Source organism: Sporosarcina sp. SAFN-010, assembly GCF_059415065.1.
The window spans coordinates 110,881-127,626 of record NZ_JBPFDS010000002.1 but is presented as its reverse complement, the minus strand read 5'-3'; the positions used below and the strand labels follow the sequence as shown (position 1 = coordinate 127,626).

15 protein-coding genes are annotated in these 16,746 nt (G+C 45.4%); 14 read left to right on the top strand and 1 reads right to left on the bottom strand.

Going from position 1 to position 16,746, the window contains the following annotated elements:
* Positions 1-78: 78 nt before the first annotated feature.
* Positions 79-573, bottom strand: coding sequence for a helix-turn-helix domain-containing protein (locus ACR65F_RS03500; RefSeq protein WP_440503307.1), 495 nt, complete (start codon positions 571-573; stop codon positions 79-81).
* A 161-nt stretch (positions 574-734) separates the two neighbouring features.
* On the opposite strand from ACR65F_RS03500, the gene ACR65F_RS03495 reads away from it, so the two are divergent.
* The 14 genes from ACR65F_RS03495 to panF all read left to right on the top strand — a co-directional run bounded on the left by ACR65F_RS03495 (position 735) and on the right by panF (position 16,737).
* Positions 735-1,118, top strand: coding sequence for a hypothetical protein (locus ACR65F_RS03495; RefSeq protein ID WP_039041521.1), 384 nt, complete (start codon positions 735-737; stop codon positions 1,116-1,118).
* A gap of 129 nt (positions 1,119-1,247) precedes the next feature.
* Positions 1,248-1,712 carry a hypothetical protein gene (locus ACR65F_RS03490; protein WP_039041520.1) on the top strand — a complete coding sequence of 155 codons (465 nt, stop codon included), beginning with the start codon at positions 1,248-1,250 and terminating at the stop codon, positions 1,710-1,712.
* A 473-nt stretch (positions 1,713-2,185) separates the two neighbouring features.
* A complete protein-coding gene (locus tag ACR65F_RS03485) occupies positions 2,186-2,875 on the top strand; it encodes a hypothetical protein (protein WP_440503306.1) in 690 nt (229 codons plus the stop codon).
* Positions 2,875-4,158 carry a permuted SH3 domain-containing protein gene (locus ACR65F_RS03480; protein WP_039041518.1) on the top strand — a complete coding sequence of 428 codons (1,284 nt, stop codon included), beginning with the start codon at positions 2,875-2,877 and terminating at the stop codon, positions 4,156-4,158. The genes ACR65F_RS03485 and ACR65F_RS03480 overlap by 1 nt, the downstream gene beginning before the upstream one ends.
* Positions 4,159-4,387: 229 nt before the next feature.
* Positions 4,388-5,008, top strand: a complete 621-nt coding sequence (locus tag ACR65F_RS03475; protein ID WP_039041517.1) for an exonuclease domain-containing protein — start codon at positions 4,388-4,390, stop codon at positions 5,006-5,008.
* A 70-nt stretch (positions 5,009-5,078) separates the two neighbouring features.
* Positions 5,079-5,510: a hypothetical protein gene (locus ACR65F_RS03470; RefSeq protein ID WP_440503305.1), complete on the top strand. Its 432-nt coding sequence runs from the start codon at positions 5,079-5,081 to the stop codon at positions 5,508-5,510.
* 81 nt (positions 5,511-5,591) lie between these two features.
* Positions 5,592-10,559, top strand: coding sequence for a S8 family serine peptidase (locus tag ACR65F_RS03465; protein WP_440503304.1), 4,968 nt, complete (start codon positions 5,592-5,594; stop codon positions 10,557-10,559).
* Between the two features lie 551 nt (positions 10,560-11,110).
* Positions 11,111-12,208 carry a helix-turn-helix domain-containing protein gene (locus ACR65F_RS03460; protein ID WP_440503303.1) on the top strand — a complete coding sequence of 366 codons (1,098 nt, stop codon included), beginning with the start codon at positions 11,111-11,113 and terminating at the stop codon, positions 12,206-12,208.
* The gene (locus tag ACR65F_RS03455; RefSeq protein ID WP_440503302.1) at positions 12,208-12,435 is read left to right on the top strand and encodes a PLDc N-terminal domain-containing protein; all 228 of its coding nucleotides are present in this window, start codon (positions 12,208-12,210) and stop codon (positions 12,433-12,435) included. Before ACR65F_RS03460 ends, ACR65F_RS03455 begins: the two co-directional genes overlap by 1 nt.
* Positions 12,419-13,315, top strand: coding sequence for an ABC transporter ATP-binding protein (locus ACR65F_RS03450; RefSeq protein WP_440503301.1), 897 nt, complete (start codon positions 12,419-12,421; stop codon positions 13,313-13,315). The genes ACR65F_RS03455 and ACR65F_RS03450 overlap by 17 nt, the downstream gene beginning before the upstream one ends.
* Positions 13,312-14,076 (top strand): ABC transporter permease, encoded by a 765-nt coding sequence (locus ACR65F_RS03445; protein WP_440503300.1) that lies wholly within the window; start codon positions 13,312-13,314, stop codon positions 14,074-14,076. The genes ACR65F_RS03450 and ACR65F_RS03445 overlap by 4 nt, the downstream gene beginning before the upstream one ends.
* Positions 14,077-14,164: 88 nt before the next feature.
* Complete coding sequence (locus ACR65F_RS03440) at positions 14,165-14,764, top strand: 3'-5' exonuclease (RefSeq protein WP_039041511.1); 600 nt, start codon at positions 14,165-14,167, stop codon at positions 14,762-14,764.
* Between the two features lie 177 nt (positions 14,765-14,941).
* Entirely contained in the window at positions 14,942-15,298 is a 357-nt protein-coding gene (locus ACR65F_RS03435; protein WP_082003268.1) for a YhdT family protein, read from the top strand.
* Complete coding sequence (gene panF, locus ACR65F_RS03430) at positions 15,295-16,737, top strand: sodium/pantothenate symporter (RefSeq protein WP_440503299.1); 1,443 nt, start codon at positions 15,295-15,297, stop codon at positions 16,735-16,737. The genes ACR65F_RS03435 and panF overlap by 4 nt, the downstream gene beginning before the upstream one ends.
* Positions 16,738-16,746 lie beyond the last annotated feature (9 nt).

The following is a 16,746-nucleotide window of genomic DNA, read 5'->3' as shown; positions in this document are numbered from 1 at the left end:
ACAAAGCATTCTTTCTATTATACATCAGTTCAGGGACCTGCGTAAATCATCACATGCAGGAAAAGAAAAAACCCTTCATCATTCCTTTGCAGAAGGGTGAAGGGGAGTAGCAGATTGCTCACTTTTTGCGACTAAACTTTTAAACACTGCGATATTGGATTTCATCGAATTAAAATAGATGCGACGCTGTTTTGCAGAGAGTGATGATGCAATTGCGATCATTTCACGTAGTTCATTACTCTCTTCTAACAACGCGCGATGATGTTCGATAAATTGATCGCGATAGTGCTCTCTTATCTCACTCGTTTTCCCAGCTGATTTAGTATTAGTTGACCGGACATCCCTCAAAGGCTCTCCCATCAGCATCGCTATGAAGTAATCATCTGGTATGTCAAAGGTACGTTTCATTTCAGCGAGCATATCGGGAGTTAAATCCCGATCAGTCCGTTCGTAGTTGGATAGGGCGGAAGATGAGATGGATAGACGCTCAGCGGCCTCCAATTGTTTAATTTCCAAATATTCTTCTCGGTACTCTTTAAATTGCTTCCCAAAGTTTCTATCCTTGCGTTCCATGACCATTCCCTCCACTTTTTGTTTTACCGTAAAGTAGAAGAGTATGGATAATGGAGAATCCAACAAAACGTGAATATTTTTTTCAACATTTCGTTGGATTTGGATAAAAACCAAACAGTTTCTGTAAAAATATAAGTAGTTTTACATAATTTAAGGTGAATATGGAAAGTATCATCCTGGAAAGAGGGGAGGAGTCGAAAATTATAACTCATCAAATCGTAGTCTACATACCAGGTTTGAAAAAGATGGTAACCGACCGAGTTAGCTCACTCAAGACGAAACTGCAACCTGCAAGTTCGGATGGAATCATAGATGTGAGAGAACGTCAGACATTGTATGTCATTTCAGCGACTGTAGGAGAATCTTTTTTTGATTCAATTACAATGGACTATGCAAAAAATCTCATTACATTTAACCAGGTGGATCGCTCGAATAAGAAAATGGCGGAGGCTGTGTTAGATGCGTTACGAGAATTGGGAATTGAGGAGTTCACGTCTCATAGCATGTCTTTTTGTATGTTTCCACCAAATCGAACGATAGAGTGATGAGTTAGTGAAATAGCTTCTGCTCCAGTTACATATAGTTCTATACAGCAGGCATTTGTCATTCACAAAAAGAGCTTGGATGTGATAAACTATAAATAATCGGAATATTCAAATTCGGAGGGGATCCAGATGCTATCAGTTAAACGAATGACTCCATTTTATACGAGTAAAGAAGATTTCCGTCTGCGATTAGTGTTTGCGTATCAATACTTTTCGATTCTGAAAGGTCAAGAGGTCTTTCAATTTGTACCGATTGAAGGAAAAGAAATCGTCATCAACATGAAAAGCTTACAAGTCGAAAACTTAGGTGAAGTATTCGTATTTCAGCGAGGCAGCCGGTTCATCCGATTACCGCTGTATCAATTGCTGCTGATTTCAGACTTGCACCATCATTTATCTAGTGTACTAGAAGGCATCTTCCACTTAGCCCCGGAGTTATCCGAACCGCAAGCACGTGAGATCGAGCAACTGATTGGGGAATTGGAACTGGAAAATCGATTGAGAATGATTGACTACGCCCTGGAAAACAATAATAAACTACTGTTCACTGAACTGACGGAAGGATTGCGCACACCGAATGTACAAACTGAATAATGCCACGTAAAAAACACCTATCAAATGTTAACATGATAGGTGTTTTTTAAAGTTGTTTCGAAAGCATCAAGCACACTGCATTCATGTGAAAATGATTAGTAGCACGACAAATAGTGCTGAACCTAAAAGTCCAAATGCAATATCTTGCCAAGACATGTACGCCATCTTTTTAGTTTGTGTATGATTTTCCATCGTACTCCGCTCCTTTTGTCGATTTCCCGGGAAATAACAAGAAATTTCCGAGAAGATTTGTCAGCGATGTTATGTAGGTTAGTCAACTTGTTATTTAGTTATTCTTTACCCACATTTAGGTCACTTAGAAACTACTTTTTAATTTGTAGTCTATTAATTTGTCTAAGATTGTATAAATTTCACATGTATTCTTTGCAAATCTTGTAGATTTTGCTAAAGTAGAGGATAGGAAGTTATTATAGAAATCCGTTTGCCATATTTGACAAGAAAGGAATTATCCCATGTTTTTCAACTTTTCGTTCTGGCGCTATGTAACGAATCCATCACAGCTCGCGATAAATCACCAAAATTCGGCAATGCGCGGATTTAACCGACGAATTGTCTTCCTTTTTCTTTCGGGCATCGTACTCTATGCATTACGTGACATATGGGGAATGACAACAGAATCACTTAGTCCAATGCTCACTGTTGCGACAGATGGCGATTATACGATTGCACGGATTGTCTCAGTGGTCGGTTCTATATTATGGGCTGTTGTCTACATAGCTTTTCACTTGTTTTTTGTATCCTATATCCTTGGCCTTTTGACATCGATCCCTGTACGCCGTATTGTACCTTTGCAATTACTGGTAACTGGTATCCTCCTCATTGAAAAAGCTCTAGTATTCCTTGTGTTTGTTGTAAAAGGAGAAACGACAAACGTTTCATTTCTATCATTCGGTCCGTTATCAGCAACATTTTCGGACACATGGTTTTTAGTTATGTTCCTCAATCAATTAACAATCATCTCTGCGCTCATCGTGAGCTTGCAATTTAGTTTCATCCGTTCATATACAAAAACAATGAATTGGAAAAGTTTACTCGCGGTCTTGATTGGCCTGCAAATTTTGTTCGCTTTACTAACAGCGGCGATCGGGTACATTCCATTTGAACGCCTCTTCAATTATGTCATGCAAGGAGGCGCTTCGTAATGAATAAAACTACAAATGTAGCAATCGCGATTGTTGTTAGCGTCTTTGTCTCACTCAATCTCTACTTAATGTATTCCGAGAAAAGCGTTATACCAAAATCAGTATATGTGAGCAATTACGAACGGTTGGCAGTCAAAGAATACAAAGAAGTAATGCCTAAAGATGGTTTGGTTGCTCCAGCAGAAACCTTTACTGTCTATACGAACGACAGCAATGCAATCGATAGTTGGCTCGTGCGTGAGGGCGATGCGGTCACAGCAGGTGAAGAACTCGCTACTTTACAGACAGAGCAAGCTGACGGTCAACGTGCAGTTTGGGAGTCTGAAAAAGAAGCACTGGAGACTCAGCAAAGCACAATCCGTTCGACAATTTCCGATCTTGAAACAGGAGATAAAACAAATAGCTCCAATTCATCGAAATCTGATCGCACAAAGACAGATGACGATACGAAAGTAGAGCTGAATGTAGATGTAAAAGTCGATGTGAATCAGACCGGTTCATATGCACAAGCAATCGCGGAGGCAGAGCGTGATTTAGCAGATACGGAACGTCGTCTGAAAGTAGTCGAATCCCAGTTGGAACAAAACTCATCAAGTCCTGCACTAGTTAGTCCAACAGATGGCGTCGTTGCTCGTATAACTAGCGAGAGCGATCAGCCGAAAATCGTCATTTATAGCAATGAGCAAGTGGTTGAAACGTATGCAGAAGACGAAGAGTGGAGTAAGCTTGCGAACGGAAATCCAGTTGTACTGGACGCGAAGGGCGCAGAAGGAACTTTAGACGGTACGATCGAATCGATTGATCAGGTCCCTGCAACCCCGAACGAATTCTTAGATGCTTACAAAGTGCTTGCGGATAAGAAAGTAACCAATCCATTAGCATATTACAAAGTTCGTTTGAAAGCGAATGACGAGGAAGTTCCAGCTCCTTTTGGTACTCATGTGAATACCGTCATTACAACAAATGTTGCTCAAAACGCCGCAGCAGTCCGCACGAAGTGGCTGACGGATGCTGGCAAAGATCGAGCTTTCGTATGGCGACTTGACGAAAATGGTTATGCAGCAGCAACAGATGTTACAACGCCGTTTGAGTATCTCAATCGCTCGGTTGTCACAGAGGGTCTCGCAGCGGGGAATGTAGTTGTTTACGATACATCCATCCGTGATCAGGAAAGTGCACCGCGTGTTTTCCTCCCGATGCCTTTGGACATGCCAACAAAAGCGGAATGGAGAGCATTCGGTTGGAAAAATTACTTTAAAGTATTATTGTTAAAACAACCTTAAGTTGATAAAGCGAGATTAAAGGGGAGACTGTCCGGATTTTCAGTGAAGACTGACGAGCGGACAGTTTTTTTCTGCTTAAAAAATTTGATGTTGGTGATGCTAACAGCTAGATAGTTTGTGCAAAACGAGTAATTAAAATAAGTTTTTTGATAATATCTTGAATTCATGCATGTTATTTAGAAATTAGGGAATAGGATATTTATTATTTATAACAAGGGACGTGCAACTAATGGAATCTCAGAGAAAGATAGTTCAGACACTGTTAAATCAGCAACCGATGCAAAAAAACAATCGTGTAAGAAAGCAATCGAAAAGTAGTAATTATATTACCACCGAAGATTGCCATGAGGATTATATAGTATTGGATTTTGAAACGACAGGTATGCGGGCAGGTGCTGATAAAATAATTAATGTGCTTGCGATTCGATATATAAATCATGTCGAACAGGATCGATTTGAAACGCTAGTGAATCCACAACGACATATTCCAATAGAAGTGACACAACGAACAGGGCTATCAAATGATGAAATTCAGAATGCACCTCTTATGGAAGATGTGATTCAGCACCTTGTTTCATATATCGGAGAGTTCCCTATTGTCATTCATGACAGTTCGTTTGAAATGGGTTTTTTAGAGTCGCTTCAGGACTTTTCGTCAGTTGTTTTACCAAAATATACTGTCGTGGATACAAGTAAATTAGCACGAAAAGTGGCTAGCCAGTTGAATGATGTAGAAAAGATGAGAAAATTAGCGTTTTTACTAGGCGCGAAGGAACACTCAATGAGTTGCTTAACTGATTGTCGTGCCACTGCAAGTATCTATGAGTATTGCTGTGAGGTAAGTGAGTAAGCGATTGGCGGATAAAGGTTGTGGCACTTCGTAATTTTGCGAAGTGTCTTTTTTGTGGGGATGATTCTTTTTGGAGAGGGATTCTGGGTGGTTTGGTGAGCTACCCGCTCGATTGGGTGTGCGACCCGATCAATTCGCCGAGCAACCCGCTCGATTCAGCATGCGACCCGATCAATTCGACGGGAAACCCGCTCGTTTCCGCGAGCAACCCGATCGTTTCGGGGATCAACCCGCTCGATTCAGCATGCGACCCGATCAATTCCCCGAGCAACCCGCTCGTTTCCATGAGCAACCCGATCAATTCATCAACCAACCCGCTCAATTCAACACCCACCAACCTCCGTCAAACTTCCTACATCCACAACCCACTCCATTCATCACGGAATCCGAAGTACTCAACCCTTCCAACGGACTACTCCACATGACCCAAATAGATGCCTATCGAACGATTTTTCAGAAAATAGTGTTAAATCGTCAAAACCTTGTCGTTAAGCCATTCTAAAATCTTCCAAACTATGATATTGTCATTCTGTCACTTAATTTAGTTAAGTCTGACAACAAAAACTTAAAGGGGGAAGAGGAATTGGCCAATAAGAAATTCACGAAATTTCTAAGTACATTTCTAACACTCATCTTGGTTCTTTCGCTTGTTCTGCCGTTCTCCGGTACTGCAAACGCAGCGCTGTTGAAACAGCCGTTCAAGCCGAATCCGCAAGATGCCAGTGCGCTCCAGCAAAAAGCTGCGATTGCACAACAGACAAGCTTGCTGGAAGGGGATGCCCGGCTCCATAAGGATCTGCAGGATCTTACTGGCAGTCAAAAAGTTCCCGTCATCATTCATTTATCCGAAAAAGCGGTGGGTCTTGAACAAGGGATCAAGAAGCTAAACGGAAAGAAGATGACACAATCTGAAATCGCTAACAAAAAAGAAAAAATCAAAACTCAACAAAACGCAGCTCGTAAAGAAATGACGGTCAAAAACGTCAAATTCGACCAAGCTTACTCATACGATACAGTCCTCAATGGTCTCTCCGGAACAGTTCAAGCGAACGACCTCAAGAAACTCCTAACAGTAAGCGGCGTGAAATACGTCGAACCCGATGCGACAGTCTATGCACAAGAAGGCCTTCAAAAAGTGGACCCAAAAGTAGATGCTAAGATGGACACAAGCATTCCATTCCTAGGCATTAACAAGCTATGGGAAGAAGGAATAGAGGGACAAGGTGTCAAAGTCGCAGTCCTCGATACTGGAATTGATGCTTCACATCCTGATTTGAAAGCCGTTTATAAAGGCGGTAAAAACTTCGTTCCTCACGTAGGTGGCGATTATGCACGTCCACGCGCAGATGACGATGGTTCTGAAACATCTCCACTCGATCGTCCGGCTAACAAACCGGAAGTGAACGAACGTGGTAGCTCATTCTATACGACTCACGGAACACACGTGGCAGGTACAATTGCCGCACAAGGTAACAACGAATTCGGTATCAAAGGAATCGCACCGAAAGTTGATCTTTACTCATACCGCGTCCTTGGCGCTTACGGTAGTGGTGCAACTTCAGGCATCATCAAAGCGATCGACACAGCAGTCATCGAGAAAATCGACGTTATCAACCTATCACTCGGTGGTGGCGCGAACTCTGAAACAGATGGTGCATCCTTCGCCATCAACAACGCAATGCTTGCAGGTACGATTTCTGTCATCGCAACGGGCAACTCAGGTCCGAACCGCGGCACAATGGGCACACCTGCAACATCACGACTCGGAATTGCAGTAGGAAATACAACAAATCCGGAAGTACATTACAAAGCAAACGTAAATGTAACGGCAGGTGACTTCACATACAACAAAGTGAATGATCTGATGGCAACTACGTTCGGTAAAAACGTAGAATCCGAATTGACAGGTAACTACGACCTCGTTGCAGTCCCAGGAGTCGGCGCTGAAAAAGACTATGCTGATCTTGACGTAACTGGCAAAGTAGCACTCGTTTCTCGTGGAGAAATCGCGTTTGTCGATAAAGTCGCAGCGGCTAAGAAAAATGGTGCAGCAGCTATTATCGTCCAAAACTTTGCTGGCGGTACAAATGCACCAAACAAATCCGACGTTTTCCTAGGCGATGCATTCGAATTCATCCCGACATTTGACATGTCTCAAACTGACGGAGATGCACTTCGCGCTGCACTCGCGGCGGCACCTGGTACAATTTCGTTTGATCAATTCTCAAACGTTAAAACAACAGGTGATGAAGTCAATGACTCCAGTTCACGTGGTCCATCCACACCGAACTTCGACATTAAGCCCGACGTTGCGGCGCCTGGAACAAATATCATGTCAACAATTCCGATGTACGGGAACGATTTCCCGGAAGCAGATTACAGCGAAGCATACTCACGTAAAACAGGTACGTCCATGGCAACTCCACACATTGCTGGAATCGCAGCACTTGTGAAGCAAGCGAATCCAACATGGAACGCATTTGACGTGAAAGTAGCTCTCTCAAACACGGCAACATTGCTCGATACGACGAAATATGATGTCTTTGCACAAGGAGCAGGACGCGTTGATGCTTACAAGGCGGCACACGCAGATGTACTTGCTTATGCGATTGACAAAGCAAATAACGACGGAACGGAAGTAGAAAACTTAAAAGGAACCGTTACATTTGGTCCTCAAAAGTTGGATAAAAACCTGAACGTCACTAAGCAAATCAAAGTGAAAGATTTGAAATCAGCTGGCGGCGACTACACAGTTTCCGTTGACGTAACAAAAGGATTTGGCGACGCAAAAGTCGCAGTAGACAAATCCGAGTTCACACTAAATGGCGAACAGTTATTGAACGTAACTCTGACTGCTTCTAAGGCAGAGACAAAAGCTGGGGATGAAATCCTCGGGTACATTCACATCGAAGGAAATGGCCAGGATCTTTCATTACCATTCGCAGCGGACTTTGGTGGCGCATCTGCAGTCGCAATTCAAGATATGGAAATCACGAAAACAGATCTATCGTTCAACGGAGATGGCGTGAATGACGACGCAATGATGTACTTCACGATTACAGGTGACGTTGCCACAAACTTCATCGAGCTTTGGAACATCATGGACCCAACGGGTGGAGCATACGCGGATGGCTACATCGGCTACTTGCATGCAAGCACTTCACTTGGTTCAGGCTCTTACCAGCTTCCGATTGCGGGGCAATACACACCGTGGGATGGCACTGGGAAAGCACAAATTCCAGATGGTTTGTATACAATTGATTTCACTGCGGAAACCGTGTCTGGCAATCCACCAGTGATCTCTGATTACGTAGGTCCAGTGGTCGTGAAATCGACAGCTGGCACAATCGAAGGAACAGTTGCAGACGGAAAAGCAACGGGTAAAATCATCGACAAGTACGTCGATTACCAAAAAGAGCTCGTGAAATTCGGAATGGGCTACGACATCAACACAAAACTTGCAGCAACATATGAAGTGACAGTAGGGGAAACAGTTGTTGACTCTGGTGCTGTTAAACTCGAACAGGATGGTTCATTCGCATTCAGCCTTTCAACGTTTGATAAAACCAAAAACAATGTCACTGTGAAATATGCTGACGCTGCTGGTAACAAAGCAGAAGAAGTCATCTACACAGCAGTCGAAGAGCCAGTGGACACAGTTTCTGTTTCTGTCGATCAATCTGCGCTTGACTTGAAAGTGGGCGACACAGCTCAACTTCTCGTCACGGAAACTACAACGAAGCCAGATGGCACGTCAACTGACCGCGACGTAACTGCAGAAGCAACATTCGCTTCAAGCGATGCAGCAGTTGCAACAGTTTCAAACGGAAAAGTGACAGCAGTCGCTGCTGGTAAAGCAGACATCACTGTCACATACAACGACTTCACACAAACGGTTCCAGTAACAGTAACTGCTGAACCTGTGAAGGAAGAAGTAAGCTATGCACTTAACAAGAAAAACCTATCACTTGGTGTCGGCCAGCAAGAGCAGCTGACAATCACTGAAACTAAAGTGAAAGCTGACGGTACAGTCGTGAAAACAGATGTAACGCCAACAGTAAACTTTAATGTAGTGGATAATTCAGTCGCTACAGTTCACAAAGGACTTGTAACTGCGCACAAAGCAGGCAAAACACAAGTCCGCGTCATGATACCTGGACAAGATACTCGCTTCGTTTATCTAGAGGTGAAAGATCTTCCACAAGACGTTGTGACGTATTCGGTTGATAAAAACACTCTTAAATTAGGTGTAGGTCAACAAGAACAACTTACTGTTTTGAAGACGACAGTAAAGCCAGATGGAACAGTGATTGAACAAGACTTCACGCCATCGACAAGCTTCAATGTTGTGAACAACAAGATCGCAACGGTTTCAAAAGGACTCGTAACTGCGCACAAAGCTGGTAAAACACAAGTCCGCGTCATGATTCCAGGAGAAGACACGATCTTCGTATATTTGGAAGTCGTCACACCTCCACAAAACATCGTCACGTATTCTGTGGATAAAACCGACGTGAAGATGCAAGTGAATCAGCAAAAGCAATTGAAGGTGATTGAGAAAACAGTGACGCCTGATGGCAAAATCACTGAAAAAGACGTAACAGGCGCAAGTAGCTACAGCGTCGTTAACAACAAAATTGCAACAGTTAAAAAAGGATTGATCAGCGCGCTCACACCAGGTAAAACGCAAGTGAAAGTCGTCTTGCCGAACGGTGAAAGCCTACTCGTCTACTTGACAGTAAAAGGTGAGCCCGCTCCAATCATTACGTATTCGTTGGATAAAGACAGTGTCTCCATGAAAGCTGGGGACACAGCTTCTGTCCAACTCGTCGAAACAACGACGAAAGCGGATGGGACGGCGACAACTAAAGACGTAACAACAGACGCAACGTATCAGTCCAATAATTCGGACGTTGCGAAAGTAACCCAAGGTAAAATCACGGCAATTGGAGCAGGTGACGCAGAAATCAGCGTCACTCTAGGCGACTTCACAACGACTGTTAAAGTCCACGTAGAAGCCGCTGCTCCGAAAGCGGTAGTGGTGACTGAAGATATGATTGCTTCATTCATCGGAGACAAAAAAGCGAAGCAAATCATCATTGATGTACCTGCCGCTGAAGGCACGATGGACGTGGAATTCTCGAAAGCACTGTTGAAGCAAATCGAGAAGTCCGAAAAAGACCTTGTCCTAAAAGCAGGTAACGCAGTGTACACATTTGAAGACGATGCTGTGGAAGAGTTAATGGAACGCACTGGCGGCGACGCAGTGATCACGGTCGGCACATCGTCATCATCCGCAGTGAAAAACGCAGTTTCAGATGTCTACACAATCGACTTCGCTAAAGGGACAGCTACTCAAAAATCAGCTGTCAATAAATTCGAAGAAGAAATCGCAGTTGCCATCCAACTAGGCGAAGCAACAGCGAAAAAGTTGAAGAAAGCAGAAGCCCTCAACTTGAGCACAAACAAATCATCAAAAGTCAAAGTGAAAAAGAACGAAGCGCAGTTTGAGATTGAAGCTGCAGGAAGCTACGTGATCGTACAGAAATAAATGAAAATGCTGCCCTCCCTCGGGCAGCCTTTTTGCATGTTCTAGCGATAGAATCGTCTGCCTAACCGTTCCATTCCCGCGGAAAAATCCCCACTCCAATCCACTTCCACACTCGCGACCAATCCAGCTCTCCCTATTTCAAAACCAAGACGAATTGGTGTGCTCCGCTACGCTGCGCATTTAGTGATGAAAAATGAGAGTATGAAGGATTTGGATGTCCAAGTTTTCCATTTGAACGAACGCTAACTAAGGATACCCGCCCGTTTCCCCGAGCAACCCGACCGCTTTGGCAATGAACCCGACCGTTTCCCCGAAACAACCCGCTCGTTCCTTGCGGCAACCCGCTCGTTCCCCGAGGCAACCCGCTCGTTCCCCGAGGCAACCCGCTCGTTCCCTGAGGCAACCCGCCCGTTTCCCCCAAAAACCAACCAGTTCCCATCACAGAAAGTAGCCTAACAGTTGACCCGCCAATCCGTATATCAACCAATAGTAGATTGAATCTCCCACCGATTAACATATACTGAAGAGAGAACATAAAAGGGGGAGACACCATGCTCCGAATCGGCTCCATTATACTTCGTGAACGTCAGCGGATGAACATTACGCAAGAAACACTCGCCACGCATTGCCAAGTCACAAAAGCTTCCGTCTCGAAGTGGGAGAAAGGACAAAGTTATCCCGACATTACATTGCTCCCGAAACTCGCGGCCTACTTTGATATCACGGTCGATGACCTGCTCAGCTACGAGCAAGAAGTATCCAAGCAAACAATCCAAGAGCTGTATAATGACTTCTCGCAAAAATTTGGGAAAGAATCATTTTCAAGCGTGTTTCAAGAGGTCGAAAACCAAGTGAAAACGCACTATCACCATCCATCGCTACTTCTGCAAATGAGTATTCTTATGCTCAATCATTATCACCTTGCAGAAAACAGCGCGATTATTTTGGATAAAATCACCCAGTGGCTTGAGCGAATTCGTCAGGTTAGCGATGACGTCTGGGTGCTGAGACAAGTGAACTCCTTGCTAGCAAACGTTGCGCTCATGCAAGAAGATCCACAAAAAACTCTCGAACTTCTAGATGGGGTTATTCAGCCTAGTATTGGAGACGAAGTTCTTCTCGCTACCGCTCACGAACAAATCGGCAACAACGAGGATGCCACCCGTGTTATCCAAGTGCTGATGTACCAAAGCATTCTCCAACTTGTCGGTAGCAGTCCTATTTATCTAAGACTGACGGCAGCAAACCTATCAGCTTTTGATGAAACCATCCGCCGTACAGACGGATTAATCGAGCTTTACGAACTTAAGCAACTGCACCCCAACATTTGCCTGCAATTTTACATAAGCGTTGCACAAGTGGCCGCGAACACTCAAAATCGAGAGCTACTTTATCAACACTTAGAGAGTTATGTAGACGTATGCATCCATGATTTATGGCCAATCGCCCTCCGTGGGGATGACTACTTTAATTTATTGGAAGGATGGTTGGATCAATTGGATCTAGGTAAAAATGCACTTCGCAACGACGACCTCATCAAACAATCTGCCATCGAGGTCATGAACGCCCCATTTTTTGAGCCCTATCAAAAGGACGAAGAGATGCGTGCACTGAAAGATAAATTACGTTGGGGATTGGAGGATAAATAATGAACACAGATTTGGATTTACTCATGGAATATTTGCCATTCATAATACCACTCGCCCTGCTCCAATTCGGACTTGCCATTTTTTCCGTTATTCACATCATCCGCCACCCGCATTACCGGTTCGGCAACCAAGTAATGTGGTTACTCATTGTGCTTTTCATTCAATTCATCGGACCACTTATTTACTTTATCGCAGGAAGGGGAGACGAAGATGGTCGTGTCCATTAACAACGTTACAAAGAAATTTGGTGGAAAAGAAGTCCTGAAAAACGTTAGTCTCACCATACCAGAGCACTCCATTTTTGGTTTCGTTGGCGCAAACGGTGCTGGTAAGACGACACTCATGAAATGCATGTTAGGGCTACTCCCGGTCACAACGGGCACCATCATAATCGCAGGTGAAACGGTCAAATTCGGCCAAACAAAATCGAACGCACACATCGGCTACTTACCCGACGTCCCTGAATTTTATCCATATTACACTGCACGCGAATACCTTGAATTATGCGCCGTCATCACGAATATGCAAAAATCAGAACGCAAGCAACGCATCGAAGAATTACTCGAACTAGTAGGACTCAGCCAAACTAAATCCCCGATCCGAACGTACTCGAGGGGCATGAAACAACGACTCGGCATTGCGCAAGCACTACTTAATCGCCCGAAACTGCTGATTTGCGATGAACCCACATCGGCACTCGATCCAGTAGGACGTGCGCAGATTTTATCCATATTACAAGCAGCAAAATCTGAAACAACGGTGTTCTTTTCAACGCACATTCTGTCAGACGCCGAGCAAATTTGTGACCGCGTCGCTATGCTGCACGAGGGCACCATCATCTTTGAAGATGAACTCGCTGCACTTCAGCAACAAGTTGAACATCAGTATGTGTTTACGTTCACCATATCGGCGGAACAGGCGCTATCACAGCTCAGAGAACTCGAACACCACATGTATATAGAAGAAGACACACTCATCGTACAGTTATCAAGCGAGAGTGAACGCCTACTATTCATGCGCGAACTTACGGATCACAACCTTGTCATCCAATCGATGCATCCTCACACAAGACTGCTCGAACAAGTCGTGCTGGAGGTGCTGAAATGAGCCCATGGTTCGGTTTTCTTAAGAAGGAATGGACGGAGAGTGTGAAGTCCTACAAGCTGCTGCTTACTATCCTTATTTTTTCTGTAATCGGCATTTTAAATCCGTTCACCGCAAAAATCACGCCTGCACTCATGGAGAATTTCATGCCAGAAGGCACGGTCCTGAATCTACCCGAACCAACCGCCCTTGATTCGTGGCTGCAATTCTACAAAAACTTCCCGCAAATGGGTCTGTTCATCTTCATTTTATTGTTCAGCACGATGATGTCGAAAGAGCTCGAAAAAGGTACACTAGTCATCTTGCTCACAAAGGGGCTGCGTAGGAGTACGGTCATCACTGCGAAATTTGCAATGGGCTTCGCTTATTGGACGATCGCATTCCTGCTGACATTTATCATCACGTATAGCTACACCGCCTTTTATTGGGATCAAACCATCGTCCAGCATGTGATCCTCGCTGCGGGCTGCGTCTATGTATTGGGGTTACTACTGTTCACAATTACGTTATGGGGTAACACCTATTTCGCATCCGCATATGGAGGTCTTTTGGTGACAGTGGTGGCAGTGGTCACATTGTTTATCATCGCGATTTTCCCGGACTCTGCAACTTGGAATCCACTCCAACTGCTGACAGGTCCACCGCAGATGTTAACAGGAGATGTTGCTCCGAAAGAAATGCTGACCCCATTTCTAGTCGCAATGGGGTCACTGCTCGTTTTTCTAATAGGAACTATTCTTCATTTCAATAAAAAACGTCTGTAACACTCGGCTATTCAAACATGGTGGCTGTTTTGTGCGGTCGTTCCAGGGTATACTAGCCATAATAGGTTCGTAGAGGGGGAGCAACCGCATGGATATCCATGAAAAAGCGATTAGGCTGTTGCAGGAAAAGGCAGAGCAACCGAATCGTTCACGCAAAACAACTGCACAAAAATATAAAAAAAGCACGAAACCCGTGAACGATTACGTTGTGCTCGACTTTGAGACGACGGGATTACGAGCAGGAGCCGATCAAATCATTCAAATTGGGGCAATCCGTTATTTCGACCATTGGAAAGATGAGCAGATGGACGTCCTCATCAATCCGCAGCGCTACATTTCACCAACAATTACCCGCCTGACGGGAATTACCAATGAAATGGTAGAAGAAGCCCCAACGATTGATGAAAAACTAGGTGAGCTGATCGAATTCATCGGGGAACTGCCCATCATCGCGCACAACGCCTCATTCGACATGGGCTTCCTTTACGCGCTCGAAGGTGTAAATGGCATTTCCATCCCGGAATATACCGTCATCGACACGGTGAAAATCGCACGCCAAAAAATTAAAGACACACCCAATCACAAACTCACAACACTTACACAATACCTACAACTCGAACACGACGCCCACAACGCAATCGGCGACTGCCTAGCAACCGCCGCAATCTATCAATACTGCACCAAGTAAAACCCTGCTGCGGCAGGGTTTTTGTGTGTTTTGAGTATGCGATTTCCCTGAAACCCAGGCGCAGGAGTTCAAGCAAGTGCAGAATCCCCTCAAACACAACAAATTCCCCCTACCCCCCATCCACAAAATAGGATATACTCAACAAAAACCCAGCACTCACTAAAAGGAGGCACCGCCATGCGACCGGACACACCCAACTCACCACAATCTGATCAACCCAAACAAGACCCGCGCTTCAAAACCGCGCATAAAGAAGCATGGATTGGCGTCGCACTAGCCATCTTCAACTTCATCTGGTGGTTCGGCTTTGCCTATGGACTTGGCGGTCGCCCCGTCGAAGAATATACATATATACTCGGCTTGCCCGACTGGTTCTTCTGGAGCTGCGTCGTAGGATTCATACTCATGAGCATCATTACCGTCGTCCTCGCGAAATTCGTCCTCACCGACATGCCGCTTGACGACGACCCGACGTACCATCCAAATCCACCTAATTTTTCGGATAAACCCGCACAGAAAGGACCGAAATCATGAACATCGGCGTACTCATCCCGCTTATCATATTCCTGATCGCAATATTCGCCATCGGGTTCATTGCCTCCAAGCAAATGGGCAGTGGCGGCAGTTTCCTGCAAGACTACTTCCTGGGCGGCCGTGAACTCGGCGGCTTCGTCCTCGCGATGACCATGGTTGCAACTTACGGAAGCGCATCCAGCTTCCTTGGCGGTCCCGGAACCGCATACACTGTCGGTTTCGGCTGGGCGCTTCTCGCGATGACCCAAGTCGTAACTGGCTACTTCGTCCTGCTCGTACTCGGTAAAAAGTTCGCCATCCTGAGCCGTCGCTACGACGCTGTCACGATGATAGACTTCCTGAAAGCGCGTTACAACAGCCCAGCGGTCGCAATACTCTCAGCCATCGCCATCATCGTCTTCCTATTTTCCGCGATGACAGCGCAATGGGTAGGCGGCGGACGGCTCATCGAATCACTCACCGGCCTTAGTTACACGTCGGCGCTCTTCATCTTCGCGGTCAGCGTCCTTGTTTACGTCACAATCGGTGGATTCCGCGCCGTCGCACTCACCGACGCCGTCCAAGGCGCTATCATGGTCGTGGGAACGCTCATTCTACTCATCGGCGTCATCATCGCGGGTGGCGGAATTCCGGCCATCATGCAAGATTTGTTGAATGAAAACCCGCGCCTCGTGACGCCATTCGGAGCAGACGGTAGCCTCACAGCCGCCTACGTCTCAAGTTTTTGGATACTCGTCGGTGTTGGTGTCGTCGGACTCCCGCAAATGGTCATCCGGACAATGAGCTACAAAAGCTCCCGTGCCATGCACCGCGCACTCGCAATCGGTACAATCGTCACTGGTTTCATCATGCTCAACATGCACTTGATCGGCATATTTGCGCGTCCCGTCCTACCAGGAATCGAAGTGGGGGATAAAGTCATCCCTCTCATCGCGCTGGAAGTCTTGCCTCCATGGTTAGCCGGCATCGTTCTCGCTGCGCCGATGGCCGCAATCATGTCCACCGTCGACTCGCTCTTGCTGCTCGTCAGCTCAGCGATTGTCAAGGACGTATACCTGAACTTCATCAAACCAGACGCACCCGAAAAAAAGGTCAAAATACTCAGCTTCGGCATCACAGGCGTACTCGGAATCGTCGTATTCCTACTCGCCCTACAACCGCCGGACCTACTGATTTTCCTAAACCTATTCGCATTCGGAGGACTAGAAGCCGCCTTCATCTGGCCAATCGTCCTAGGACTCTACTGGAAACACGGCAACAAATACGGCGCGCTTCTATCCATGCTCACCGGAATCGGCAGCTACATCGCCATCCACTTCTACAACCAGGAATACGGCAACCTACTGGGCGTCCACACAGTCACCATCCCAGTAGTCCTATCCCTGCTCGCATACCTACTAGGAAGCCTAGCTATTAAACGCGAACCCTTCCGTTTCTAAATAAATCCC